The 24,177-nt window shown below is 63.3% G+C and carries 20 protein-coding genes; 12 read left to right on the forward strand and 8 right to left on the reverse strand.

Annotated elements, in window-relative coordinates; translation table 11 throughout:
- Positions 1-33 precede the first annotated feature (33 nt).
- Entirely contained in the window at positions 34-2,919 is a 2,886-nt protein-coding gene (gene gcvP, locus CQ007_RS00350) for an aminomethyl-transferring glycine dehydrogenase (protein WP_105642933.1), read from the forward strand.
- Positions 2,920-3,465: 546 nt separating this feature from the next.
- On the forward strand, positions 3,466-5,088 hold the full coding sequence (gene mgtE / locus CQ007_RS00355; protein ID WP_105642934.1) for a magnesium transporter: 1,623 nt from the start codon (positions 3,466-3,468) through the stop codon (positions 5,086-5,088).
- Here the strand turns inward: mgtE and CQ007_RS00360 are convergent.
- Positions 5,085-5,618, reverse strand: a complete 534-nt coding sequence (locus tag CQ007_RS00360; RefSeq protein WP_105642935.1) for a glycine cleavage system protein R — start codon at positions 5,616-5,618, stop codon at positions 5,085-5,087. The genes mgtE and CQ007_RS00360 overlap by 4 nt on opposite strands.
- 127 nt (positions 5,619-5,745) lie before the next feature.
- On the opposite strand from CQ007_RS00360, the gene CQ007_RS00365 reads away from it, so the two are divergent.
- On the forward strand, positions 5,746-6,939 hold the full coding sequence (locus CQ007_RS00365) for a class I SAM-dependent rRNA methyltransferase (protein WP_105642936.1): 1,194 nt from the start codon (positions 5,746-5,748) through the stop codon (positions 6,937-6,939).
- 26 nt (positions 6,940-6,965) lie between these two features.
- Here the strand turns inward: CQ007_RS00365 and CQ007_RS00370 are convergent, their stop codons facing one another.
- Complete coding sequence (locus CQ007_RS00370; protein ID WP_105642937.1) at positions 6,966-7,622, reverse strand: HAD family phosphatase; 657 nt, start codon at positions 7,620-7,622, stop codon at positions 6,966-6,968.
- 143 nt (positions 7,623-7,765) lie between these two features.
- Here CQ007_RS00370 and rppH point away from each other — a divergent pair, with 143 nt between their 5' ends.
- Together rppH and ptsP are read left to right on the forward strand one after the other, a co-directional pair.
- Positions 7,766-8,257 (forward strand): RNA pyrophosphohydrolase, encoded by a 492-nt coding sequence (rppH, locus tag CQ007_RS00375; protein WP_105642938.1) that lies wholly within the window; start codon positions 7,766-7,768, stop codon positions 8,255-8,257.
- Positions 8,258-8,259: 2 nt separating this feature from the next.
- Positions 8,260-10,527, forward strand: coding sequence for a phosphoenolpyruvate--protein phosphotransferase (ptsP, locus tag CQ007_RS00380; RefSeq protein ID WP_105643335.1), 2,268 nt, complete (start codon positions 8,260-8,262; stop codon positions 10,525-10,527).
- A gap of 7 nt (positions 10,528-10,534) precedes the next feature.
- On the opposite strand, the gene CQ007_RS00385 is transcribed toward ptsP, so the two are convergent.
- A complete protein-coding gene (locus tag CQ007_RS00385) occupies positions 10,535-11,281 on the reverse strand; it encodes an NRDE family protein (RefSeq protein WP_105642939.1) in 747 nt (248 codons plus the stop codon).
- Positions 11,282-11,412: 131 nt separating this feature from the next.
- On the opposite strand from CQ007_RS00385, the gene CQ007_RS00390 reads away from it, so the two are divergent.
- The 6 genes from CQ007_RS00390 (at position 11,413) to CQ007_RS00415 (ending at position 15,711) form a co-directional block, all read left to right on the forward strand.
- Positions 11,413-12,195: a sulfite exporter TauE/SafE family protein gene (locus CQ007_RS00390; protein ID WP_105642940.1), complete on the forward strand. Its 783-nt coding sequence runs from the start codon at positions 11,413-11,415 to the stop codon at positions 12,193-12,195.
- A 9-nt stretch (positions 12,196-12,204) separates the two neighbouring features.
- Complete coding sequence (gene lgt, locus CQ007_RS00395; RefSeq protein WP_105642941.1) at positions 12,205-13,011, forward strand: prolipoprotein diacylglyceryl transferase; 807 nt, start codon at positions 12,205-12,207, stop codon at positions 13,009-13,011.
- Positions 12,995-13,789 (forward strand): thymidylate synthase, encoded by a 795-nt coding sequence (locus CQ007_RS00400; RefSeq protein WP_105642942.1) that lies wholly within the window; start codon positions 12,995-12,997, stop codon positions 13,787-13,789. Before lgt ends, CQ007_RS00400 begins: the two co-directional genes overlap by 17 nt.
- Before the next feature lie 97 nt (positions 13,790-13,886).
- Positions 13,887-14,660: a ParA family protein gene (locus CQ007_RS00405; RefSeq protein WP_105642943.1), complete on the forward strand. Its 774-nt coding sequence runs from the start codon at positions 13,887-13,889 to the stop codon at positions 14,658-14,660.
- 38 nt (positions 14,661-14,698) lie between these two features.
- Complete coding sequence (locus CQ007_RS00410) at positions 14,699-15,214, forward strand: dihydrofolate reductase (RefSeq protein ID WP_105642944.1); 516 nt, start codon at positions 14,699-14,701, stop codon at positions 15,212-15,214.
- Positions 15,215-15,345: 131 nt separating this feature from the next.
- Entirely contained in the window at positions 15,346-15,711 is a 366-nt protein-coding gene (locus CQ007_RS00415; RefSeq protein ID WP_105642945.1) for a DUF1090 domain-containing protein, read from the forward strand.
- Positions 15,712-15,741: 30 nt separating this feature from the next.
- Here CQ007_RS00415 and ilvD read toward each other — a convergent pair whose 3' ends face one another.
- Entirely contained in the window at positions 15,742-17,580 is a 1,839-nt protein-coding gene (ilvD, locus tag CQ007_RS00420) for a dihydroxy-acid dehydratase (RefSeq protein ID WP_105642946.1), read from the reverse strand.
- A gap of 96 nt (positions 17,581-17,676) precedes the next feature.
- Positions 17,677-18,960 carry an amino-acid N-acetyltransferase gene (argA, locus tag CQ007_RS00425; protein WP_105642947.1) on the reverse strand — a complete coding sequence of 428 codons (1,284 nt, stop codon included), beginning with the start codon at positions 18,958-18,960 and terminating at the stop codon, positions 17,677-17,679.
- Positions 18,961-19,126: 166 nt separating this feature from the next.
- Here argA and amn point away from each other — a divergent pair, with 166 nt between their 5' ends.
- Positions 19,127-20,572, forward strand: a complete 1,446-nt coding sequence (gene amn / locus CQ007_RS00430) for an AMP nucleosidase (RefSeq protein ID WP_177424239.1) — start codon at positions 19,127-19,129, stop codon at positions 20,570-20,572.
- Positions 20,573-20,903: 331 nt separating this feature from the next.
- Here amn and argE read toward each other — a convergent pair whose 3' ends face one another.
- From argE to CQ007_RS00445, 3 genes are all read right to left on the reverse strand, one after another.
- Complete coding sequence (gene argE / locus CQ007_RS00435) at positions 20,904-22,049, reverse strand: acetylornithine deacetylase (protein WP_105642949.1); 1,146 nt, start codon at positions 22,047-22,049, stop codon at positions 20,904-20,906.
- Between the two features lie 94 nt (positions 22,050-22,143).
- The gene (locus CQ007_RS00440; protein WP_105642950.1) at positions 22,144-23,394 is read right to left on the reverse strand and encodes an inorganic phosphate transporter; all 1,251 of its coding nucleotides are present in this window, start codon (positions 23,392-23,394) and stop codon (positions 22,144-22,146) included.
- 44 nt (positions 23,395-23,438) lie between these two features.
- The gene (locus tag CQ007_RS00445) at positions 23,439-24,116 is read right to left on the reverse strand and encodes a TIGR00153 family protein (protein ID WP_105642951.1); all 678 of its coding nucleotides are present in this window, start codon (positions 24,114-24,116) and stop codon (positions 23,439-23,441) included.
- Positions 24,117-24,177 lie beyond the last annotated feature (61 nt).

A 24,177-nucleotide genomic window follows, 5' to 3' on the forward strand; every position in this document is an offset into this window, starting at 1 on the left:
GTGACGAGCAGACCTGATACGTGAGGTGAACATATGAGCCATACCCCCAGTCTTGCCGAACTGGAGCAACACGATGCCTTCGTGCAGCGGCATATTGGTCCGGACGCCGTCGAGCAGCAGAGCATGCTGGCGGAGCTGGGGGTGGAGTCACTGGATGAGCTGATCGCCCAGGCGGTGCCGCAGAGCATCCGCCTGGCCGGCGCGCTGCCCCTGGCGGAGCCGCGCAGCGAGGTGCAGGTGCTGGACTATCTCAAGTCCGTTGCCGGGCGCAACCAGCTGTTCACCTCATGCATCGGCATGGGCTATCACGACAACATCACGCCGGCGGTGATCCTGCGCAACGTGCTGGAGAACCCCGGCTGGTATACCGCCTATACACCCTATCAGCCGGAAATTTCCCAGGGCCGGCTGGAGGCGTTGCTGAATTTCCAGCAGATGACCCTGGACCTGACCGGCATGCAACTGGCCAACGCCTCGCTGCTGGACGAAGCCACCGCCGCGGCCGAAGCCATGACCCTGGCACGCCGGGTGGCGAAGAGTAGAAGCAACTGCTTCTTCATCGACGAGGACTGTCATCCGCAGACCATCTCGGTGGTGCGGACCCGCGCCGAGGCCTTCGGTTTCGACCTGGTCATCGCCGCTGTCGAGACGCTGGCCCAGCATCAGGTATTCGGTGCGTTGTTCCAGTACACCAGCACCTGGGGCGAGATCCGCGACCTGCAGCCACTGATCGAGCAGGTCCAGGCGCAGCAGGGGTTGGCCTGCGTGGCGGCAGACCCGCTGAGCCTGGTGCTGCTGACGCCGCCGGGCGAGCTGGGTGCCGATGTGGTATTCGGCTCATCCCAGCGCTTTGGCGTACCCATGGGCTACGGCGGCCCGCATGCGGCCTTCTTTGCCACCCGTGATGAGTACAAGCGGGCCATGCCGGGACGCATCATCGGGGTGTCGGTGGACAGCCGCGGCAAGCGGGCGCTGCGCATGGCGCTGCAGACCCGGGAGCAGCATATCCGCCGGGAGAAGGCTAACTCCAATATCTGTACCGCCCAGGTGCTGCTGGCCAACATCGCCAGTTTCTACGCCGTCTACCATGGCCCGCAGGGGCTGCGCAGCATTGCCGAGCGGGTACATCGGCTGACCGCCATCCTGGCGCTGGGGCTGGAGCGTTGCGGCATCGACCGCAGCAACCGGCAGTTTTTCGATACCCTGACCCTGCAGGTACCGGGGCAGGCCGGTCATATCGTGGGCCGGGCCCGTAGTCTGGGCATCAACCTGCGGTTGATCGATGCCGATCATCTGGGTGTCAGTCTGGATGAAACCACCACCGCGCAGACGGTGGAGACGCTGCTGCGCTGTTTTGCCGGCGATACCCACGGCCAGGATGTGGCGGCGCTGGATCTGGCGGTGCGCGGTGTGGAAAGCGGTATTACGCCGACGCAGCGCCGCCAGTCGGCGCTGCTGACGCATCCGGTGTTCAACCAGCACCATTCGGAAAGCGCCATGCTGCGCTATCTCAAGTCCCTGGAGAACAAGGATCTGGCGCTGAACCACGCGATGATCCCGCTGGGCTCCTGCACCATGAAACTGAACGCCACCAGCGAGATGATTCCCATCACCTGGCCGGAATTCGCCCGGCTGCACCCCTTCGCGCCACTGGCGCAGGCTGAAGGCTACCGGGTGATGATCGATGAGCTGGAAGCCATGCTGCGCGCCATTACCGGTTTCGACGCCATCTGCATGCAGCCTAATTCCGGAGCCCAGGGCGAGTACGCCGGCCTGCTGGCGATCCGCAAATACCATGAGGACAATGGCAACGGCCACCGCCAGGTGTGCCTGATTCCCACCTCTGCCCATGGCACCAACCCGGCCTCGGCGCAGATGGCCGGCATGCGCGTGGTACTGGTCGCCTGCGACGAGCAGGGCAACGTCAATATCGAGGATCTGCGCAGCAAGGCCGCTGCGCATGCCAATGACCTGTCCTGCCTGATGATCACCTACCCGTCGACCCATGGCGTATATGAGGAAGGTATCCGCGAGATCTGCCAGATAATCCATGACCATGGCGGTCAGGTATACATGGACGGCGCCAACCTCAATGCGCTGGTCGGTCTGGCGCGGCCGGCGGATTTCGGTGCCGACGTCGCGCACATGAACCTGCACAAGACCTTCTGCATTCCCCATGGCGGCGGTGGACCGGGCATGGGGCCGATCGGCGTCAAGGCGCACCTGGCACCCTATGTCGCCAACCATGTGGTGGTGCCGCTGGACGGCCCGCACCCCGAGAACGATGCGGTCAGCGCCGCGCCCTGGGGTAGCGCCAGCATTCTGCCGATCAGCTGGACCTATATCGCGCTGATGGGAGCCAGCGGGCTGCGTCGGGCCACCGAGGTGGCGATCCTCAGCGCCAACTATATCGCCCAGCGCCTGGGACCGGCCTATCCGGTGCTCTACAGCGGCCGCAACGGCTGGGTGGCGCACGAGTGCATCATCGATATCCGCCCGCTCAAGGCGGCGACCGGTATCAGCGAGGAAGACATCGCCAAGCGGCTGATGGACTTCGGCTTCCACGCCCCGACCATGTCCTTCCCGGTGCCCGGCACGCTGATGATCGAGCCCACTGAAAGCGAGTCCAAGGCCGAACTGGACCGCTTCATCGACGCCATGCTGTGCATCCGCCGGGAGATCGACCTGGTGGAGCAGGGCCAGTGGGGCGCCGAGGACAATCCGCTGCATAATGCACCGCATACCCTGGCCGACATCACCAGCGACTGGCAGCGCAGCTATTCCCGGGAGCAGGCGGTATTCCCGCTGGGCTGGGTGGCAGCCAACAAGTTCTGGCCGGTGGTGAACCGCATCGACAACGTTTATGGCGACCGTAACCTGTTCTGCGCCTGCCCACCGCTGGAGGAGTGGGCGCAGTAGCGGTTGGGTTGGAGCTGGGCGGGTTGCGCCATGGATTGCCACACCCTTCGGGCTCGCAATGACGGATGAGAGGGCGGTACAGGCAAGCCGCTCACTCCCCCCTCGTCATTGCGAACCGCAAAGCGGTGAAGCAATCCACCGGCACGGAGTCGGATGGAGTGCCTCCCCCATGGATTGCCACGCCCTTCGGGCTCGCAATGACGGATGAGAGGGCGGTACAGGCAAGCCACCCACTCCCCCCTCGTCATTGCGAACCGCGGAGCGGTGAAGCAATCCACCGGCACGGAGTTGGATGGAGTGCCTCCCCCATGGATTGCCATGCCCTTCGGGCTCGCAATGACGGGTGGACCTTCACTCCCTCGTCATTGCGAACCGCAGAGCGGTGAAGCAATCCACAAGCGCGGAGTAACCGACGGGCACCTCCTCCGAGCATTCCCCAGGTCGGATAGTCTTTCAATATGGTATTTTAGCGAGCTTGCCGCGGCTCCATGTAACCCATGCACCTGGCAGTGCGTCAACCGAACCACCGCCTGACGGAAACACGCCATGAGTGAAGAAACACCTGCTGCCGCCGAAACCCAGGAATCCATTACCGATGCGCTGGCCAAGGGCAAGCTCAAGCGGGTTCGCCGTATTCTGCGTGACCTGACCGCGGAAGAGATCGCCGAACTGCTGGGCCAGCTCGATGACGAGCAGCAGCAACTGGTGTGGAACCAGATCGGTGACCAGGAGGAAGCCGACATCCTGGTGCTGCTGGCGCCCGACCTGGCCGAGCGTTTGCTGGCCAATGCCGATGACAACCTGCTGGAGACGCAGCTGGAGCCCGATACCGAAGCCGAGATCAGCCCCATCGCCATCGTTCGCGAGGCGTTGGAAGCCGGCAGGTTCAAGCGCGCGCTGAAGGTCTTCGCCAAGCTGCACCCGGCGCAGGCTGCCGGTTTGCTGGAGTCGCTGCCGCCGGGTGAACGCAGCAGCATCTGGTCGCGCCTGGACAGTGTTCGCGCCGGCCAGATTCTGGTGCATCTGCGCGAAGAAGTGGCTGCCAGCCTGGCACTGGAAATGCCCGATGGCGAATTGCTGGAGGCAGCGCGGCAACTGGATCTCGATGACCTGGTGGATCTGATCCAGGCGCTGCCGTTCGGCCCCGGGCGGCAACTGCTGCTGTCGATGGATGTGAAGAAGCGTCAGCAACTGGCGGACATGCTGTCCTACCCGGAGGACTCCGCCGGCGGTCTGATGAACATCGACCACATTTCCGTGCGTGCCGACGTCAAGGTGGGTTCGGTGCTGCGCTATCTGCGCCTGCTGGAAGACCTGCCTGATCATACCGACAAGCTGATGGTGGTCGACCGGGAGAATCGCTACCAGGGTGTGCTGCGGTTGAGCCGGCTGGTTACCAGCCAGGCCGATGAGCTGGTACGCGAGGTAATGGATGCCGACTTCAAGGCCCTTGATGTGCTGATGAGCAGCCAGGATGTGGCCCGTCAGTTCGAGGACCTGGACATGCTCTCGGCGGCGGTGGTCAGTGAGGAGGGCATCCTGCTCGGGCGCATCACCGTGGATGACGTGATGGACAGTATCCGTGAGGATTCCGAGCGGGCGATCATGGGCATGGCCGGTCTGGATGACGAGGCCGACATGTTCGCCCCGGTATTGACCAGCACCCGTCGCCGCTCGGTGTGGCTGGGCTGCAACCTGATTACCGCGTTCCTGGCGGCGTCGGTGATCGGCCAGTTCCAGGGCGCACTGGAGCAGATCGTCGCCCTGGCAGTGCTGATGCCGGTGGTGGCGAGCATGGGCGGGATCGCCGGCAGCCAGACCCTGACCCTGGTGATTCGCGGGCTGGCCCTGGGGCAGGTCGATATCGGCAACCTGAGGGTGCTGCTGGGCAAGGAAGTCGGCATCGGCCTGCTCAACGGTCTGCTGTGGGCGGTGCTGGTGGCCGGGGTGGCGATCGTCTGGTTCGGCAACTGGGGCATCGGTGGAGTGATCGGCATGGCGATTCTGATCAACCTGATCTGCGCTGTGCTGGCAGGCCTGCTGATCCCGCTGATTCTCCGACGTTTCGGCATCGACCCGGCGCTGGCCGGCAGCATGGTGCTGATGGCGGTCACCGATGTGGTCGGTTTCTCTTCCTTCCTCGGCCTGGCCACGGTGTTTCTACTTTAATTCCGCGTCTGCGAGTTGTCCTCTGTGGACAGCTCGACCATCAGGTCGTCGGCCAGGTTTTCCAGATCGGCGCGCAGTATCTCGGCGTCGGTCTGCGGCAGCAGGCTGAGGCGGGCGCTGGCACGAAACAGCTGTTCGGCGGTCATCGGCGCGGGTTCGCAGCGGGTTTCCAGTCGCTCCACATTGACCCCGTGGCGCGCCAGTATCGCCGACACCTCATGCACGATGCCGGGTCGGTCGTTGCCGACCAGGTTCAGATACAGGATCTCCTGTGCCGGTTCCTCGGCCTGCCCGCTGACCGCCAGCTGGATATTGATGCCCATACTGCCCAACTGTTCCAGCTCGGCGCGCAGGTCAGCGAGCCGTTCGGCCGGCACGTCGACCCGCAGGATACCGGCGAACTGTCCGGCCATGCGCGCCATGCGACTGTCCAGCCAGTTGCCGCCATGCCGATTGATGACCTGGGCCAGGCTTTCCACCAGACCGGGCTTGTCGGCGGAAATCACGGTGAGTATCAGCGGGATGGTCATGGGCGGGCTCCTGTGGTCGGATGAGCGGGACCGGATTGTTCAGTGTAGTCGCAGACTGGATGCCATGGCGTCTGTATACTGCCGCCCCGGCGGAATTTTCCAGCCAGCAATCGTTCAGGAGTCGACCATGAATCTGCCCAGCCTGCGCCTCAAGACCAACTGCGACCGCCGCATCAAGGGCGGCCATCTGTGGGTGTTCAGCAACGAGGTCGATACCGCGCAAACGCCCCTGACAGCCTTTGCGCCAGGGCAGGAAGTGCAGCTGGAGACGGCCTCCGGCAAGGTGCTGGGGTTGGCCAGCATGAGCCCGGACAACCTGATCTGCGCCCGGCTGCACAGCCGCGACCCCGCCCATGGGCTGGACAAGTCGCTGCTGGTGCACCGTATCAAGATCGCCCTGAGTCTGCGTGAAAAGCTGTTCGACAAGCCGTTCTATCGCCTGGTCTATGGCGAGTCCGACCTGCTGCCTGGTCTGGTGGTGGACCGCTTTGCCGACTATCTGGTGGTGCAGATCAGCACGCCGGGCATGGAGCGGGTACGGGGCGAGATCGTCGAGGCGCTGGCGCAGGTATTCAAGCCCGCCGGCATCCTGTTCAAGAACGATGGTGCCGCGCGCAAGGCGGAGAAGCTCGAATCGTATGTCGAAGTGGTATTCGGTGAGGTGCCGCAGCGGGTGGCGCTGGAAGAGAACGGTGTGGCTTTCGAGGCGCCGGTGCACACCGGCCAGAAAACCGGCTGGTTCTATGATCACCGCATGAACCGTGCGCGCCTGGCGCCCTACGTGGCCGGCAAGCGGGTGCTGGACCTGTACAGCTATATCGGCGGCTGGGGCGTGCAGGCGGCTGCCTTCGGCGCCAGCGAAGTGATGTGCGTGGACAGCTCGGCGGCGGCATTGGACCTGGTCGAGCATAACGCCGCGCTCAACGGTGTGGCGGACCGGATGGCGGTGGTCGAGGGGGATGTCATGGACGCCCTGCGCGAACTCAAGGGTGCCGGTGAGAAATTCGACGTGGTGATCGCCGATCCGCCAGCCTTCATCAAGAAGCGCAAGGATATCCGCAACGGCGAAAATGCCTATCGTCGCCTCAACGAGCAGGCCATGCGGCTGCTGAACAAGGACGGCATCCTGATCTCGGCCTCGTGCTCCATGCACCTGGCGGAAAACAGCCTGCGCGATATCCTGCTGGCCGCCAGCCGCCACCTGGATCGCCATCTGGTGATCGCCGAGCGCGGCTTCCAGGGTGCCGATCATCCGTTGCACCCGGCGATTCCCGAAACCGGCTATATCAAGAGCTATTTCTGCCGGGTGCTGCCGGTCTGAGCGGAGCGGTAGCCTGCGCCGGGGGCTCAGTCGCGCAGGCTGATCACCGGCCAACCATGTTGTTCGGCATGGGCGCGCAGGACATCGTCGGGGTCCACCGCCACCGGGTGGTCGACCATCGATAGCAGCGGCAGGTCATTGCGTGAATCGCTGTAGAAATACGCGCCAGCGAGAGTGTTGCCGGTTTCCTCGAGCCAGCGCTCCAGCCGGGTGACCTTGCCTTCGCGGAAACAGGGAATGTCGCAGGAGCGGCCAGTGTAGTTTCCGTCGATTTCCTCGCACTCTGAAGCCAGCATGATATCGATGCCATAGCGGCGACCGATCGGGCCCGCCACGAAGCGGTTGGTGGCGGTGATGATCATGGTGGTATCGCCTGCCTGCTCATGGCGGGCAATCAGTTCCAGTGCCCTGGGCAGAATGAAGGGCTCGATCTTTTCCTGCATGAACAGGGCGTGCCACTGATCCAACTGCTCCCGGCTGTGGCGGCCCAGTGGCTCGAGGCAGAAGTTCAGGTAATCGTTGACGTCGAGCTTGCCGTCCAGATAATCATTGAAGAACTGGGTATTGAGTGCGCCATAGGTCTGCGCATCAACGATGTTGTGTGCAACGGCGAATTCCCCCCAGGCATTGTCACTGTCAGTGCCCAGCAGGGTATTGTCGAGGTCAAAAATGGCCAGTGCCACGGATTGCTCCTGTCGTTTGGTTCAGCGGATATGCAAGGATAATCCAGGCGCGCAATAATTGCTTGAGCCGCTGCATTTAGGCAATTGCTGGGGTGCGCGTCTTTGTGGAACAATGCAGAGGAACATAGACAAGGAAACTGGCAGTGATCGACTCCGACGGCTTTCGTCCCAATGTAGGCATCATCCTGACCAATGGGTTGGGGCAGGTGCTGTGGGCCAGGCGCATCGGTCAGGAAGCCTGGCAGTTCCCGCAGGGTGGTATCCAGCGCCACGAGAATCCCGAACAGGCACTCTATCGTGAGTTGCACGAGGAGGTGGGCCTGCTTCCCGGAGATGTCGAAATCCTCGCCTGCACCCGCGGCTGGCTGCGCTACCGTCTGCCGCAGCGCCTGATCCGCAGTCATTCCCAACCGGTATGTGTCGGCCAGAAGCAGAAATGGTTCCTGCTGCGCCTGACCTGCGAAGATGAACGGGTATGCATGACCAGAACCGCCAAGCCCGAGTTCGATGGCTGGCGCTGGGTCAGTTACTGGTACCCGCTGGGCCAGGTGGTGGCATTCAAACGGGACGTCTATCGCCGCGCGATGAAGGAACTGGCTCCGCGTCTGCCGCTCAATGAGTTCAGCGAATGCTGAACATGCTCAGTACGCTTCGGCGTATCGTTCAGGAAGTCAACTCGGCGAAGGACCTGACCTCGGCGCTGAACATCATCGTCCGCCGGGTGCGTGAGGCGATGGAAACTCACGTCTGCTCCGTCTATCTGCTGAATCCGGATACCGAGCGCTACGAACTGATGGCCACCGAGGGCTTGAACAAGAGCGCCATCGGGGTGGTCAGCCTGGCCAGCAACGAAGGTCTGGTCGGCTATGTCGGGGTGCGTGAGGAGCCGGTCAACCTGGAAGACGCCGCCTCGCATCCGCGGTTCCGCTATTTCGCCGAAACCGGCGAAGAGCGTTATGCCTCCTTTCTTGGGGTGCCCATCATTCACCACCGGCGGGTGATGGGCGTGCTGGTGATCCAGCAGAAGGAGCGCCGCCAGTTCGACGAAGTGGAAGAGTCCTTCCTGGTGACCATGAGCGCCCAGTTGTCCGGGGTCATCGCCCATGCCGAGGCCACCGGTGCCATCCGGGGGCTGGGCTGGACTGGTGAGGTGATCCAGGATACCCGCTTCGATGCGGTACCCGGCGCGCCGGGGGTGGCGATAGGGCGGGCGGTGATCATGCTGCCGCCGGCCGATCTCAAGGCCGTGCCGGACAAGGAAGTGAAGGACATCGATGCCGAGATCGCCCTGTATCGGCGGGCGGTCGAGGCGGTGCGTGCCGACATCAAGCGGTTGTCCGACAAGCTGGCGGCGCAGTTGCGCCCCGAAGAGCTGGCGCTGTTCGACGTGTACCTGATGATGCTGGACGACTCGTCGCTGGGTAACGAGATCATCAAGGGCATCCGTGAAGGACAGTGGGCCCAGGGCGCGCTGCGCGATGTGATCAGCGCCCATGTGGCGCGCTTCGAGCTGATGGACGATCCCTATCTGCAGGAGCGTGCCGCCGACATCAAGGACCTCGGACGTCGGTTGCTGGCCTGCCTGCAGGAAGCTGGTCGCCAGCGCGTGGTGTTCCCGAAGAAGACCATTCTGGTGGCTGAGGAGCTGACCCCGTCGATGCTCGGCGAGGTGCCCAAGGACCGCCTGGTCGGTCTGGTCTCGGTGATGGGCTCGGGCAGCTCCCACGTGGCGATTCTGGCGCGGGCCATGGGCATTCCCACGGTGATGGGTGCGCTGGATCTGCCGTATCTGCGCATGGACGGCCTGGACCTGATCGTCGATGGCAACGCCGGGGAAGTCTATTCCAACCCCTCCCAGGAACTGCGTCGGCATTATCGCGAACTGATCCGCGAGGAGCTGGAGCTGTCCCACGGGCTGGAGAAACTGCGCAGCCTGCCGTGTGTGACCCTGGATGGACACCGCATACCGCTGTGGGTGAATACCGGCCTGTTCGCCGATATTGCCCGCTCGCTGGACCGGGGCGCCGAAGGGGTGGGGCTGTACCGTACCGAAGTACCGTTCATGATCCAGGATCGCTTCCCCAGCGAGAAGGAACAGCAGACCATCTATCGCGAGCAGTTGCAGGCCTTCCACCCGCAGCCGGTAACCATGCGCACGCTGGATATCGGCGGTGACAAGGAGCTGAGCTACTTCCCGATCAAGGAGGATAACCCGTTCCTCGGCTGGCGCGGCATCCGGGTCACGCTGGATCATCCGGAGATCTTCCTGGTGCAGATCCGCGCCATGCTCAAGGCCAGCGAGGGGTTGGAAAACCTGCGCATCATGCTGCCGATGATCAGCAGCGTGTATGAGGTCGAGGAAGCCCTGCATCTGATCCATCGCGCCCATGGCGAAGTGCTGGACGAGGGCTTCCAGGTGCCGATGCCACCGGTCGGGGTGATGATCGAGGTACCCGCGGCGGTCTACCAGGCGCGTGAGCTGGCGCAACTGGTGGACTTCCTGTCCGTTGGCACCAACGACCTGACCCAGTATCTGCTGGCGGTGGACCGCAACAACCCGCGGGTGGCGGACCTGTACCACTCCCTGCATCCGGCGGTGCTGCAGGCGCTGCTGCTGGTCGCCCGTGCCTGCCGCGAGGCGGGCAAGCCGCTGAGTGTGTGCGGCGAGATGGCGGGTGATCCGGCTGCTGCGGTGCTGCTGCTGGGGATCGGCTGCGATGTGCTGTCGATGAGCGCTTCCAACCTGCCGCGGGTCAAATGGCTGCTACGCCAGATTCGTCTGAGTGATGCCCAGGACCTGTTGCAGGAGGTATTGAAGCAGGACAATGCCTACATGGTGCAAAGCATCCTGGACCTCACCCTGCGCAACCTGGGGCTGGGTAAGGTACTCAAGCCGCTACGCTGAAAGCGCCTCAGAAATGCCAGTCCGAGTCACCCTGGTCCGACCCCAGCGGGCCGAAGCTCTGTTCCACGAAGGTGATGCTGCCATCGGCGTCGATGCTCAGCAGACTGCAGGCGCGGGTGCCGTAGTCCTCGCCGAGAATGAAGGTCGCTGACAGGCGCCGTTCCCACTCCAGCCCCACGCCGCTGTCAGGCAACTGCTCATCGGGATACTCGCGGCTGTCCTTGAGCAGCTCCAACAGCGTCTCGTTGTCGGCACCCAGTCGTTGCTCCAGACCTTGACACAGCGCCTGCAGTTTCGGCCAGGGACTGTTCAGCGAGGCGTTGGACAGGCCATAGATGCCCGGCTTCAGCGCCTGGGCATGGCCCTCCTGGCTATTCAGGTGCCACAGCTCAGTGACATTGCCGGCCAGCAGATTGAAGCCGGCATAGTCGGTCAGATCGCCGCTCAGGCTGGCCATGTAATCGCCGGGTGACATGTCGCCGGTCAGGTAATCCAGTACCAGCTTGCCACGCGAGCGCGGCCCGCGGCGGGCCTGGGGCGAGCGGATATTGGTCAGCGCGGCGAAGCGACCGCTGCGGGTGACGCCCAACCAGGTGCCGCCGGCCTCCAGATCCTTGCCGGCCAGCAGCTCGGGATGGCCTTCCTCGTTCCATAAAGTCGCTGCCCGCGTCGGACGCGGGTGAAACTCATCACGGTTGCCGAGCAGCACCAGTGGCCGGCCCGACACCTGCCAGGCAAAAGCGATCAGACACATAGCAGTCTCCTGATAATTTGTTCCAGTGTACCGACTTCCGCCGGGGCATGCCCGGCGCGATCCGGGGCAGCGGTGCCGACGAGTTTTCGCTACACTAGCCAGCTTGCGCACTGGCGCAACATGGGGAGCGTATGGAATTCATCATCTATCTGGTATTGGGGGCCTGTGCCGGCGTGCTGGCCGGGTTGTTCGGCGTGGGCGGCGGCATGATCATCGTTCCGGTGCTGGTCTACAGCTTCGCCCTGCAGGGTTTCGCTCCCGAGGTATTGACCCACATGGCGGTGGGCACCTCGCTGGCGACCATTGCCTTCACCTCGGTCAATTCGGTACGCGCGCACCACCGGCTGGGTGCGGTACGCTGGCACCTGTTTGTCTGGCTGGCGCTGGGCATTATCTTCGGCTGCCTGCTTGGTGGCCTGACCGCAGCTACGCTCAGTGGCCCGATACTGCAGAAGATCATTGGCGTATTCGCCATCTGCGTGGCGATCCAGATGATGTTCGAACTCAAGCCCAAGGCCGCCCTCGGCGAGCCGGGCAAGCCGGCGCTGACCGTCGCCGGCGGCGTCATCGGCTGGGCTTCGACCATCTTCGGCATCGGCGGCGGCTCGCTGACGGTGCCGTTCCTGGTCTGGCGCAGCGTACCCATGCAGCAGGCAGTGGCGACCTCGGCCGCCTGTGGCATGCCGATTGCGCTGGCCGGTGCGCTCAGTTTCATGGCTACCGGCTGGGCGGCCGGGGGCCTGCCGGACTGGAGCCTTGGCTACGTCTATCTGCCGGCAATGATCGGCATCGCTGCCACCAGTGTATTCTTTGCCGGGTACGGTGCCCGGCTGGCCCATCGTCTGTCCCAACGCCTGCTCAAGCGACTGTTTGCGCTGTTGCTGGTCTCGGTGGGCATCAACTTTCTCCTGTAGGGAACTGCCATGCTGACTTATCCGCAGATTGACCCTGTTGCCCTGTCCCTGGGGCCGCTGCAGATCCATTGGTACGGCCTGATGTACCTGATCGGCATCGGTGGCGCCTGGTGGCTGGCCAGCCGGCGGCTGCACGCCTTCGAACCGAGCTGGACCCGGGACACCCTGTCCGACCTGGTGTTCTGGGTGGCATTGGGGGTGATTGCCGGTGGGCGCCTGGGCTATGTGCTGTTCTACGACCTGAGCGCCTATCTGAACGACCCGTCGCTGGTGCTGCAGATATGGAAGGGCGGCATGTCCTTCCATGGCGGGCTGGTGGGTGTGCTGCTGGCGGTATGGTGGTTTTCCCGCAAGCACAACACCGGCTTCTTCCGTCTGATGGACTTCATCGCACCGCTGGTGCCCATCGGGCTGGGCGCGGGGCGTATCGGCAACTTCATCAATGCCGAGCTCTGGGGCAAGGCTACCGACGTGCCCTGGGCCATGGTGTTTCCCACCGATCCAGCGCAGCTGGCACGCCACCCGTCGCAGTTGTATCAGTTCGCCCTGGAAGGGGTAGCGCTGTTCTGCATTCTCTGGTTCTATTCGCGCAAGCCGCGTCCGACCATGACCGTGTGCGGATTGTTCGCTGTCTGCTACGGCATTTTCCGTTTCATCGTCGAATTCGTCCGCGAGCCGGACGCGCATATCGGCTATCTGGCGTTCGGCTGGCTGACCATGGGCCAGTTGCTGTGTATACCCATGATCGGACTCGGTGCCGCATTCATGTGGTGGGGCTACCGCAAGGGGGATGTAAGGCATGAAACAGTATCTTGAGCTGATGCGCCGGGTGCGCGAGTCCGGCACCTTCAAGAGCGATCGCACCGGCACCGGCACCTGGAGCGTGTTCGGCCATCAGATGCGTTTCGATCTGGCCGAAGGCTTCCCGCTGGTGACCACCAAGAAGTGTCACTTGAGGTCCATCGTGCACGAGCTGCTGTGGTTCCTGCAGGGTGATACCAACATCCGCTATCTGAAGGAGAACGGTGTATCCATCTGGGATGAGTGGGCTGACGAAAATGGCGATCTGGGGCCGGTGTATGGCTACCAATGGCGCAGCTGGCCGACGCCCGATGGCGAGTCGATCGACCAGATCAGCAAGCTGATCCAGATGATCAAGACCAATCCGGACTCGCGGCGATTGATCGTCTCGGCATGGAATCCGGCCCTGGTCGACGAGATGGCGTTGCCGCCATGCCACGCGCTGTTCCAGTTCTACGTCGCTGATGGCAAGCTGAGCTGTCAGCTGTACCAGCGTTCGGCGGACATCTTCCTCGGCGTGCCATTCAATATCGCCAGCTACGCGCTGCTGACATTGATGGTGGCACAGGTCTGCGATCTGCAGCCCGGCGAGTTCATCTGGACCGGTGGGGACTGTCACCTGTATGCCAACCATATCGAGCAGACGGACCTGCAACTCAGCCGCGAACCCTATCCGCTGCCGCGCATGCGGCTGAATCCCGAGGTGAAGGACCTGTTCGCCTTTTCCTTCGAGGACTTCACCCTGGAAGACTACCAGTCCCATCCGCATATCAAGGCGCCGGTCGCGGTGTGATGGCCTGGGCGGGGCATGCTCCATGCTCCGCCGTCATCATATTGCAATAATATTGCTGTAAGCTCGATTCGCTTATCCGCAGCGATGAGGGCTGGCAATGCGCAGGGTGATATTCAATCAGAAGGGTGGCGTGGGTAAATCCAGCATTGCCTGCAATCTGGCAGCGGTCAGTGCCGCCCAGGGCTACCGCACCCTGCTTATCGACCTCGATGCACAGGCCAACTCCAGTCACTATCTCACCGGACTGAGCGGGGCGGATATCCCCACCGGCATCGCCGAGTTCTTCCATCTGATACTCAGCTCCGGCATCGCCGCGAAAAAGGCGCGGCCGCAGATCATCGAGACCGGCTACGACAACCTGCACCTGATTACCGCATCGCCCGAGCTGGCCGACTTGCAGCCCAAGCTGGAGGCCAAGCACAAGATCAACAAGCTGAACCGGTTGCTGGACAAGCTCGATGGCGCCTATGAACGGATCTACCTGGATACCCCACCGGCGCTGAATTTCTATAGCGTATCGGCACTGATCGCTGCCGACCGCTGCCTGATTCCCTTCGATTGCGACAGCTTCTCCCGCCGGGCCCTGTATGGGCTGCTCGAGGAGATCGAAGAGATCCGCGACGATCATAATGAGCGCTTGCAGGTCGAAGGTATCATCGTCAACCAGTTCCAGCCGCGGGCCGCATTGCCGCAGCAGATGATCAACGAGCTGCTGGCCGAAGGCTTGCCATTGCTGCCGATCTACCTGGCCAGTTCGGTGAAGATGCGCGAGTCGCATCAGGCCTGCCGACCGCTGATCCACCTTGAACCCCGGCACAAGCTGACCCGGCAGTTCGTCGAGCTGCACGACTATCTGGAAGCGACCGGCTGAGTGTTGCCGAGCCCGGCGCAGAGGGTTATTCTGCGCCGATGAAAACCAGACTACCCCTTTCCCTGATCGCCGCCTGTGCCCATGACCGTGTGATCGGGCTGGACAACCGCATGCCCTGGCACCTGCCGGCGGATCTCAAGCACTTCAAGGCCAGAACCCTCGGCAAGCCGATCATCATGGGGCGCAAGACCTGGGATTCCCTCGGCCGCCCATTGCCGGGTCGACTCAACCTGGTGGTCAGCCGCCAGGCCGGTCTGCAACTGGAGGGTGCCGAGGTGTTCACCGACCTGGCCGAGGCCATCGAGCGGGCCGAGCAGTGGGCGCAGGAGCAGGGCGCTGACGAAGTCATGCTGATCGGCGGTGGTCAGCTGTATGCCCAGGCGCTGCCGTTGGCCAGCCGCATCTACCTGACCCGGATCGACCTGGCGGTGCCGGGTGATGCATTCTTTCCCGAGTTCGGCGGCTGGCAGCGCACCGAGGCCGAAGCGCACCCTGCCGGTGAAGATGCCCCCGCCTATACCTTCGAAACCTGGATCAAGCCGGCCGGTCGCTGATCGGCGCCATTGGCACCGGTATTCCTCAGGTCATTGATCAGCCAAAGCCAACTGGTGGTGGTCTTACCCTTGGCTCGTCAGTTGATTGACTATGCTTGTGGCTGGTAATCCCCAATTGACGGAGTAGGCCCATGAGCAAGTCTCTTCTGGTGGCGTTGTTGCTGATTGCGCCCGCGCACGCACAGTCCGATGAGCAGCCAACCTGTGCGGACAAGGAGCAGCGCATTCTCGAACGGTTGCAACGGGCCGAAGCGGCGGGCAATCAGGCCCAGGTACGTGGGCTGAACAAGGCGCTGAAGGAAATGCGCGAGAATTGCAGCGAAGAGGATCTGGCGGCCCAGCGCCGCGAGCGTATCGCCGAACGCGAGGCGGAAGTGGAGGAGCGTCGGGAGGATCTGGCCGAGGCACGGCGCAGTGGTGATCAGGACAAGATCGACAAGCGTGAAGGCAAGCTGGCCGAGGCGCTGAAGGAACTGGGCGAAGCCAGAGCGGAGTAGCCGTAGCCACTCCGCCTGGTCAGGCTGGGATCAGTCTTCCAGCATCGCCTTGTTGCGCACCGCGCCCTTGTCGGCGCTGGTGGCCAGCAGGGCATAGGCCTTGAGCGCGGTGGATACCTTGCGCGCCCGGACTTCCGCCGGTTTCCAGCCTTTCTGGTCCTGCTCGATGCGGCGGTGTGCCAGTTCCTCATCGGACACCAGCAGATTGATGGTGCGGTTGGGAATGTCGATGAGGACCTTGTCGCCTTCGCGCACCAGGCCGATGGCACCGCCTGCCGCGGCTTCCGGCGAGGCATGGCCGATGGACAGGCCGGAGGTGCCACCGGAGAAGCGCCCGTCGGTCAGCAGCGCGCACTCCTTGCCCAGGCCCTTGGACTTCAGATAGCTGGTCGGATAGAGCATTTCCTGCATGCCCGGGCCACCCTTGGGGCCTTCGTAGCGGATGATGACGATATCGCCGGCCTTCACCTCATCGGCGAGGATGCCGCGCACCGCACTGTCCTGGCTCTCGAAGATCCTTGCGCTGCCCTCGAATACCAGGATCGAATCATCAACCCCGGCGGTTTTCACCACGCAGCCATCCAGCGCGATATTGCCGTACAGCACCGCCAGACCGCCTTCCTGGGAGTAGGCATGCTCGACCGAGCGGATGCAGCCATCGGCGCGGTCATCGTCCAGGCTCGGCCAACGCGTGCTCTGGCTGAACGCGGTCTGGGTCGGGATACCGGCCGGGCCGGCCTTGAAGAATTCATGCACCGCCGGGTCGCTGGTCTGGGTGATATCCCACTGGGCGATGGCTTCGGCCATGGTGTTGCTGTGGACCGTCGGCACGTCGGTGTGCAGCAGGCCGCCACGGGCCAGTTCGCCGAGGATCGAGAACACGCCACCGGCGCGGTGCACGTCTTCCATATGATATTTCTGGATGTTCGGCGCTACCTTGCACAGCTGCGGCACCTTGCGTGACAGCGCATCGATGGCGCGTAGGTCGAAATCGACCTCGCCTTCCTGGGCGGCAGCCAGCAGGTGCAGAATGGTGTTGGTCGAGCCGCCCATGGCGATATCCAGGGTCATGGCATTCTCGAACGCCTTGATGTTGGCGACGTTGCGCGGCAGTACCGAGTCATCGTTGTCCTGGTAGTAGCGCTTGCACAGCTCGACCGCCAGGCGGCCGGCACGCAGGAACAGCTGCTCGCGATCGCTGTGGGTGGCCAGCATCGAGCCGTTGCCGGGCAGGGACAGGCCGAGGGCTTCGGTCAGGCAGTTCATCGAGTTGGCGGTGAACATGCCCGAGCAACTGCCACAGGTCGGGCAGGCGCTGCGTTCGTATTCGGCAACGGTTTCATCGGAACAGGAATCATCGGCAGCGGCGACCATGGCATCGACCAGATCCAGGCCGTGCGCAGCCAGTTTGGTCTTGCCGGCTTCCATCGGGCCGCCGGAGACGAATACCACCGGGATATTCAGGCGCAGGGCGGCCATCAGCATGCCGGGGGTGATCTTGTCGCAGTTGGAGATGCACACGATCGCATCAGCGCAATGGGCGTTGACCATGTATTCCACCGAGTCGGCGATGATCTCGCGGCTGGGCAGCGAATACAGCATGCCGTCGTGACCCATGGCGATACCGTCATCCACCGCGATGGTGTTGAATTCCTTGGCCACGCCGCCGGCTTTCTCGATCTCGCGGGCGACCAGCTGGCCCATGTCCTTGAGGTGCACGTGACCGGGCACGAACTGGGTGAACGAGTTGGCAATGGCGATGATCGGCTTCTTGAAGTCTTCATCTTTCATGCCGGTGGCGCGCCACAGGGCGCGGGCGCCAGCCATGTTGCGGCCATGGGTGGATGTCTTGGAACGATAATCAGGCATGGATATCTATCTCGTTATGCGATGCTGAGGCGTGCCCTAGCATATCAATTTGCTGCCACTCCTGCAGCCCGACCCGCCGAGCTGCAGGGAGAGGGCCTACAGGGTTTTCTCGAATACCTTGGAGTTGCGCTGGTAGTTGTACAGCGAGGCGCGCTGCTGTGGCAGGCGCTCCACCGAGCTGGGCTCGAAGCCGCGTTCGCGGAACCAGTGTGCGGTGCGGGTGGTGAGCACGAACAGCGTATTCAGCGACCGGGACCGGGCCTGGGTCTCGATGTGCTCCAGCAACTGGTCGCCGCGCCCGCCGTGGCGGTAATCGGGATGGATCGCCACGCAGGCCAGTTCGGCGCTGTGCTGGTCCAGCGGGTACAGGGCGGCGCAGCCGATGATCATGCCGTCGCGTTCGACCAGGGTGAACTGGTCGATCTCGGTCTCCAGCACCTCACGGGAGCGGCGCACCAGGATCCCGGCTTCCTCCAGCGGCTGCAGCAGTTCCAGCAGGCCGGCGACATCCTCGATGGTCGCGGTGCGGACCTTCTCGAAGGGTTCCTGGGTGACCAGGGTGCCGCCACCGTCGCGGGTGAACAGCTCGGTGAGCATGGCACCATCTTCGGCATAGCTGATGATATGGCTGCGCCGCAGGCCCTGGTTGCAGGCCTTGCACGCCGCGGCCAACAGGGAGCCGGGCAGGCTGTTACCGAGGGCGGCCAGCAGCGGCAATGCGCGGCTCGGCTTGAGTTCGCGCAGCAGCTGTCCATCGGCATCGAAGATGCCGGTGTCGGGCCCGAACAGAATCAGTTTGTCCGCCTCCAGCGCGCTGGCGGCGCTGATGGCGACATCCTCGCAGGCCAGGTTGAACACCTCGCCGGTCGGTGAGTAGCCGATCGACGACAGCAGCACGATGGACGCATCGTCCAGGTGCCGGCCGATTGCCTTGCGATCGATGCGCCGCACCTCGCCGGTATGGTGCAGATCCACGCCGTCGATCACGCCGATCGGCTTGGCGGTGACGAAGTTGCCGCTGACCACGCGCAGGCGACTGCCCTGGCCGGCAAGGGTACACAGGCGTGCCTCGATGGCGATGCGCAAACTGCCGACCGCGTCCATCACGCAGCCCAGGGTATCGCTGTCGGTGATGCGCAGGTCGCGGTGATAGCGTGATTCCAGACCACGGGCAGCCAGCCGCTCCTCGATCTGCGGTCGCGAGCCATGCACCAGCACCAGTCGCACGCCGAGGCTGTTGAGCAGCATGATGTCATTGATGATGTTGTTGAGGTTCGGGTGCGCGAGGGCCTCGCCCGGCAGCAACACCACGAAGGTACGTTCGCGATGGGTGTTGATGTAGGGTGTGGAGTGGCGGAACCATTTGACGTAGTCGGACATGCGGCTGTTCCGTGAAAATGAAGGCGCCAGTGTAGAGACATTCGGCTCCGGGCTTCAAGGGCGCTATCGCCCGCAGGCCGTGCCATGTGCCTGAAACACAGGCAAGATAGAAAAGACCAACCGCAAGACAAGAGAGAATGCCGTGAGCACTGGTTCTGAGAATTTCATGGTTGTGCCGACCCCTGAAGCGGCCGTGGACCGTCTGGCTGCGCTGTACCAGCAGGCCGTGGACGCGCTGGGCCGCTCGCTGAAAGCCTATCTCAAGGACCGCAGCCGTCCGGATAGCAGCCAGCTGTGCCTGTTCCGCTACCCCGAACTGCGGCTGAGCTGGTCAGGGGCCGAGGCGGTGCCGTCCAGTGTCCGCGCCTGGGCCAAGGTCCAGGTGCCCGGCACCTACAGCATCACCGTCACCCAGCCAGAGGCGTTTCGCGGCTATCTGCTGGAACAGCTACACCCGCTGATGAGCGAATTCAGTGTGCGGGTCGAGGTTGGCGTCAGTCAGCAGCCGATTCCCTATCCCTATGTGGTCGAGCAGGGCGACGAGCTGGCCGGGTCGGGCGTCACCGCCGCCGAGCTGGCGCGGGTGTTTCCCAGCACCGACCTGGCATCGGCCAGCGACGACACCGCCGATGGGCTGCAGGACTGGCAGAATGTCGACCCCTTGCCGCTGGCACTGTTCGATGCGGCGCGGGTAGATTTTTCCCTGCGCCGGCTGGTGCATTACACCGGCAGCGACTGGCGCCATGTACAGCCGTGGATTCTGCTGACTAACTACCACCGCTATGTGGACCAGTTCGTCCGTCACGGCCTGGACATGCTGACCACCGATTCGCGCTTCTGCCGCATGGTGCTGCCGGGCAACGTGGTGATCCAGCGCGGCATGGCCGAAGGGGAGATGCAGGCGGTGCTGGAAACCGTGGTCTGGCATCGCTTCCAGATGCCGGCCTATCACCTGCAGGCGGAGGACGGTGACGGCATCACCCTGGTCAACATCGGCGTCGGCCCGTCCAATGCCAAGAACATCACCGACCACCTGGCGGTACTGCGCCCGCACTGCTGGCTGATGATCGGTCACTGCGGCGGCCTGCGCCAGTCGCAGACCATCGGCGACTACGTACTGGCACATGCCTACATGCGCCGCGACGGCATTCTCGACCGGGTACTGCCGCCGAATATCCCGCTGCCGGCACTGGCCGAGGTGCAGCAGGCCCTGCAGGATGCGGCGGCGCTGGTCACCGGGGACAAGGGGGACGCACTCAAGCGGCGTCTGCGCACCGGCACCATCCTCACCTACGATGACCGCAACTGGGAGTTGCGCTGGGCCCAGGAGCGCCCGCTGATCAACCTGGCCCGGGCGGTGGCGGTGGATATGGAGAGCGGCACCATCGCCGCCCAGGGCTACCGCCTGCGGGTGCCCTACGGCACGCTGCTGTGCGTCTCGGACAAGCCACTGCACAGCGAGATCAAGCTGCCCGGCGCGGCGGGGGCATTCTACGAGCGCGCCGTGACCCAGCATCTGCATATCGGTATTGCCGCGCTGGAGCTGTTGCGAGGGCAGAGCAGCCTGCATTCACGCAAGTTGCGCAGCTTTGATGAGCCGCCGTTTCGGTGAGTCCGCCCCCCCTCTCCCCCAGCCCCTCTCCCGCGAGGGGAGAGGGGAGTCAGGCCGTGCCTGCTTTCTGATGGTGCTGCAACGCTGGACTCATGTACCCATATTGCCGGTTTGATCTGTTACCTATGTTGCCGGTTTGCACTATCTAGCCCCCCCCTCTCCCGTGAGGGGAGAGGGGAGTCAGGCTGTGACTGCTTTCTGATGGTGTTGCAACGCTGGACTCATGTACCCATATTGCCGGTCTGATCTGTTACCCATGTTGCCGGTTTGCACTATCTAGCCCCCCTCTCCCCTCGCGGGAGAGGGGCTGGGGGAGAGGGGGAAGACCTGTCTACAAACAAAACCGCCCAATCAATTCCCGCAGTATCCTCACCGTCGGCTCGATCCTGTCCAGCGCCAGGTATTCGTCCGGTTGGTGCGCCTGGGCGATATCACCGGGGCCGAGAATGACGGTCTGCAGGCCCAGCTGGTTCAGATACGGCCCTTCGGTGGCGAAGGCCACGCTGCCGGCGCTATGGCCGGTGAGCTGCTCGCAGGCCTGGACGATGGCGGCGGTTGCCGGTGTGTCCATTGGTGGGACGCCGGGAAACAGCGGCTGGTAGTCGATCTGCACCTGGTGCTGCGCCGCCACCTCGGCCAGGCGTTGCGCAATGGTGCTGCGCAGCGCCTCCGGGTCCATGCCCGGCAGCGGGCGCAGATCGAACTCCAGGGCGCAGCGGCCACAGATGCGGTTGGGATTGTCGCCACCATGAATGCAGCCCAGGTTCAGGGTCGGCGTCGGTACGCTGAATAGCGGGTCACGCCACTGCTGCTGCCAGGCGCTGCGCAGATTCAGCAGCTCGCCGATCACCTGGTGCATGGCCTCGATGGCATTGCGTCCCAGGCTCGGATCGGAGGAATGACCGGCCTGACCGAGGATGTCCACGCGCTCCATCAGAATGCCCTTGTGCACCCGGATCGGTTGCAGACCGGTTGGCTCGCCGATCACCGCATGACGGGCACCGAGCAGATCGTCGGCTACCAGCGCCTGCGCGCCGCCCATGGCGCTTTCCTCATCGGCGGTGGCCAGGATGATCAGTGGCTGACGCAAGGGCTGGCCGAGCAAGGGCTGCAGCGCCTCGATGATCAGCGGAAAGAAGCCTTTCATGTCGCAACTGCCCAGGCCGTACCAGCGATCGTCGGCCTCGGTCAAAGCGAAGGGATCATGCTGCCAGCGCTCCGGGTTGCAGGGTACCGTGTCGGTATGCCCGGCCAGCACCAGTCCGCCCGGGCCGCTGCCCAGACTGGCGATCAGGTTGGCCTTGGCCGGCGTCTCGGCAACAGTCTGGATGCGGCAGTCGAAACCCAGCGTGCCCAGCCAGTCGGCCAGCAGATGGATTACCGGCAGGTTGGATTGATCGTGCTCGGGCTGGGTGCAACTGATGGAAGGGGTTTGCAACAGTGCGGCGAATTGCGCCTTGAGCGAGGGGAGGGGCATGACGGACTCCTGGCTGACTCCTGGCCCCGGGCACGATGGCTCGATACACGGGGCCGTAGCTGAAAGGACAGCTTACGTCAGGCAGGAGCGGGCGTCAGCCGAAAATGCCCTGGAAGATGAAGAAGTAGATGATGGAAAGAATCGCGCCAGCTGGCAGCGTCACTACCCAGGAAGTGAAGATGGTGCCGATCACCTTGAGGTTGAGCGCGGCGATACCGCGGGCCATGCCAACCCCGAGAATCGCTCCGACCAGGGTATGGGTGGTGGACACCGGCAGGCCGATACCGGAGGCCGCCACTACTGTCGAGGCCGCTGCCAGTTCGGCGGCGAAACCGCGGCTGGGGGTCAGCTCGGTGATATGTCGGCCAATGGTGGCGATGACCCGGTAACCATAGGTGGCCAGACCGACCACGATACCGACGGCACCCACCAGCAGTACCCAGCCGGGTACGGTGGACTGGGCATGTATGGTGCCTGACTGCAGGACGCCGACGATCGCCGCCAACGGGCCGACCGCATTGGCAACGTCGTTGGAGCCGTGGGCGAAGGCCATGGCGCAGGCGGTGAAGATCATCAGGATGGCGAATACCCGTTCCACCCCATGGAGATGTGATTTTCCCGAGGGCTCATCCTTGATGCGGCTCATCAGGAGGACACCCAGCACGGTCACCAGCAGGCCGGACAATACCGACAGACCGAAGCTCTGCAAGTCGGTGAAATGCAGTCCGACATGCTTGAGGCCCTTGGTCAGGGTCATCAGTGCGATGATGAAGCCCACGGCGAACATGTACATGGGAATATAGCGCTTGGCATTGGCGAAGGGGTCATCGGTATCCAGGATCAGCTTGTGCACGCTGAGGAAGATCATGAAGGCGATGCTGCCGGCCAGGAAGGGCGAGATCACCCAACTGGACACGATCGGCACTACTCCCAGCCATTTGACCGAATCCACCGAGACGCCGACCGCGGCGAAGCCGATGACCGCACCGATGATGGTATGGGTAGTGGATACCGGCCAGCCTCGTATGGAGGCGAGCAACAGCCAGGTGCCGGCCGCCAGCAGGGACGCGAGCATGCCGAATATCATCTGTTCGGGAGAGATCATCGAGGGGTCGACGATGCCGCTGCGGATGGTCTGGGTGACCGACCCGCCTGCCAGATAGGCGCCGAGGAACTCGAAGACCATGGCGATGAGAATAGCCTGCTTGATGGTCAGGGCACGGGAGCCGACCGAGGTGCCCATGGCATTGGCTACGTCGTTGGCGCCAACGCCCCAAGCCATGAAAAAGCCGAACAGGCAGGCCAGCACCAGCAAGATGGTGCCATATTCTGCGATCAGGGTCATAAATGAAAAGCTCTATGGTGAGTTAGGTGTGATGAGCCGGCAGGTTACCGGGCCATGAGGATTCCCAGGCGATTCCCTACGCGTTCCGCTCGGTCAGCGACATCGCCAATCCATTCGATGATCTGGTAGGTGAACATGACGTCCACCGGCGGTAGTACGGCTTCGCGCTTGTACAGCTCGGCACGCAGCTTGATCTGCATTTCATCCGTATCGTGCTCGATGTGTTCCAGTTCATCGATCAGCTTCTCGACGAGTTTTACCTCACGACCGGCAAAGCTGGTTTCCATCAGCTCGCTCAACTCGTCCATGGCCCGCAGGGCCTGGGTCGCAGCTTCCACCGAACGCTCGACGAAGCGTCTGAAGGCCGGCTGTACGTCCGGGTGGATCTTCATCTTGCGACCCAGCATCAGGCCGGCGATATCCTTGGCGCGGTTGGCAACTTTGTCCTGTACACTGAGCAGTTCGAGCAGGTCCGAGCGCGGTACGGAGAGAAACAGACTGTTAGGCAGATTGACGCGTATGTCTTTCTTCATCTGGTCAGCTTCGCGTTCCAGACTGGATATCCGCTGCTGAATGCGTTCGGCTTCAACCCAGTCCTCGGCCATCAGGGCGTCGATGAAGGGCACCAGTTGAGTGGTGCATTCATGGGCCTTGGTCATATGTCGTTGTATCGGGCCGACAGGGGAGCGGCCGAAGAGATTCACGAAAGGATTGTTGGGCATACAAGGCTCCAAGACTGGATTGGCTGCTGATTATAAGCTTGGTCCGGCGGGCGGTCATCCA

The sequence above is a fragment of the Pseudomonas sp. MYb185 genome (assembly GCF_002979975.1).
In the GTDB taxonomy this organism is placed as follows: Bacteria; Pseudomonadota; Gammaproteobacteria; order Pseudomonadales; family Pseudomonadaceae; genus Halopseudomonas.

Coding starts and splice junctions, on each gene's coding strand:
- gcvP (WP_105642933.1), top strand. CDS start 34: ATGAGCCATACCCCCAGTCTTGCCGAACTGGAGCAACACGATGCCTTC.
- mgtE (WP_105642934.1), top strand. CDS start 3,466: ATGAGTGAAGAAACACCTGCTGCCGCCGAAACCCAGGAATCCATTACC.
- CQ007_RS00360 (WP_105642935.1), bottom strand. CDS start 5,618: ATGACCATCCCGCTGATACTCACCGTGATTTCCGCCGACAAGCCCGGT.
- CQ007_RS00365 (WP_105642936.1), top strand. CDS start 5,746: ATGAATCTGCCCAGCCTGCGCCTCAAGACCAACTGCGACCGCCGCATC.
- ptsP (WP_105643335.1), top strand. CDS start 8,260: ATGCTCAGTACGCTTCGGCGTATCGTTCAGGAAGTCAACTCGGCGAAG.
- CQ007_RS00385 (WP_105642939.1), bottom strand. CDS start 11,281: ATGTGTCTGATCGCTTTTGCCTGGCAGGTGTCGGGCCGGCCACTGGTG.
- CQ007_RS00390 (WP_105642940.1), top strand. CDS start 11,413: ATGGAATTCATCATCTATCTGGTATTGGGGGCCTGTGCCGGCGTGCTG.
- lgt (WP_105642941.1), top strand. CDS start 12,205: ATGCTGACTTATCCGCAGATTGACCCTGTTGCCCTGTCCCTGGGGCCG.
- CQ007_RS00400 (WP_105642942.1), top strand. CDS start 12,995: ATGAAACAGTATCTTGAGCTGATGCGCCGGGTGCGCGAGTCCGGCACC.
- CQ007_RS00405 (WP_105642943.1), top strand. CDS start 13,887: ATGCGCAGGGTGATATTCAATCAGAAGGGTGGCGTGGGTAAATCCAGC.
- CQ007_RS00410 (WP_105642944.1), top strand. CDS start 14,699: ATGAAAACCAGACTACCCCTTTCCCTGATCGCCGCCTGTGCCCATGAC.
- CQ007_RS00415 (WP_105642945.1), top strand. CDS start 15,346: ATGAGCAAGTCTCTTCTGGTGGCGTTGTTGCTGATTGCGCCCGCGCAC.
- ilvD (WP_105642946.1), bottom strand. CDS start 17,580: ATGCCTGATTATCGTTCCAAGACATCCACCCATGGCCGCAACATGGCT.
- argA (WP_105642947.1), bottom strand. CDS start 18,960: ATGTCCGACTACGTCAAATGGTTCCGCCACTCCACACCCTACATCAAC.
- amn (WP_177424239.1), top strand. CDS start 19,127: ATGGTTGTGCCGACCCCTGAAGCGGCCGTGGACCGTCTGGCTGCGCTG.
- argE (WP_105642949.1), bottom strand. CDS start 22,049: ATGCCCCTCCCCTCGCTCAAGGCGCAATTCGCCGCACTGTTGCAAACC.
- CQ007_RS00440 (WP_105642950.1), bottom strand. CDS start 23,394: ATGACCCTGATCGCAGAATATGGCACCATCTTGCTGGTGCTGGCCTGC.
- CQ007_RS00445 (WP_105642951.1), bottom strand. CDS start 24,116: ATGCCCAACAATCCTTTCGTGAATCTCTTCGGCCGCTCCCCTGTCGGC.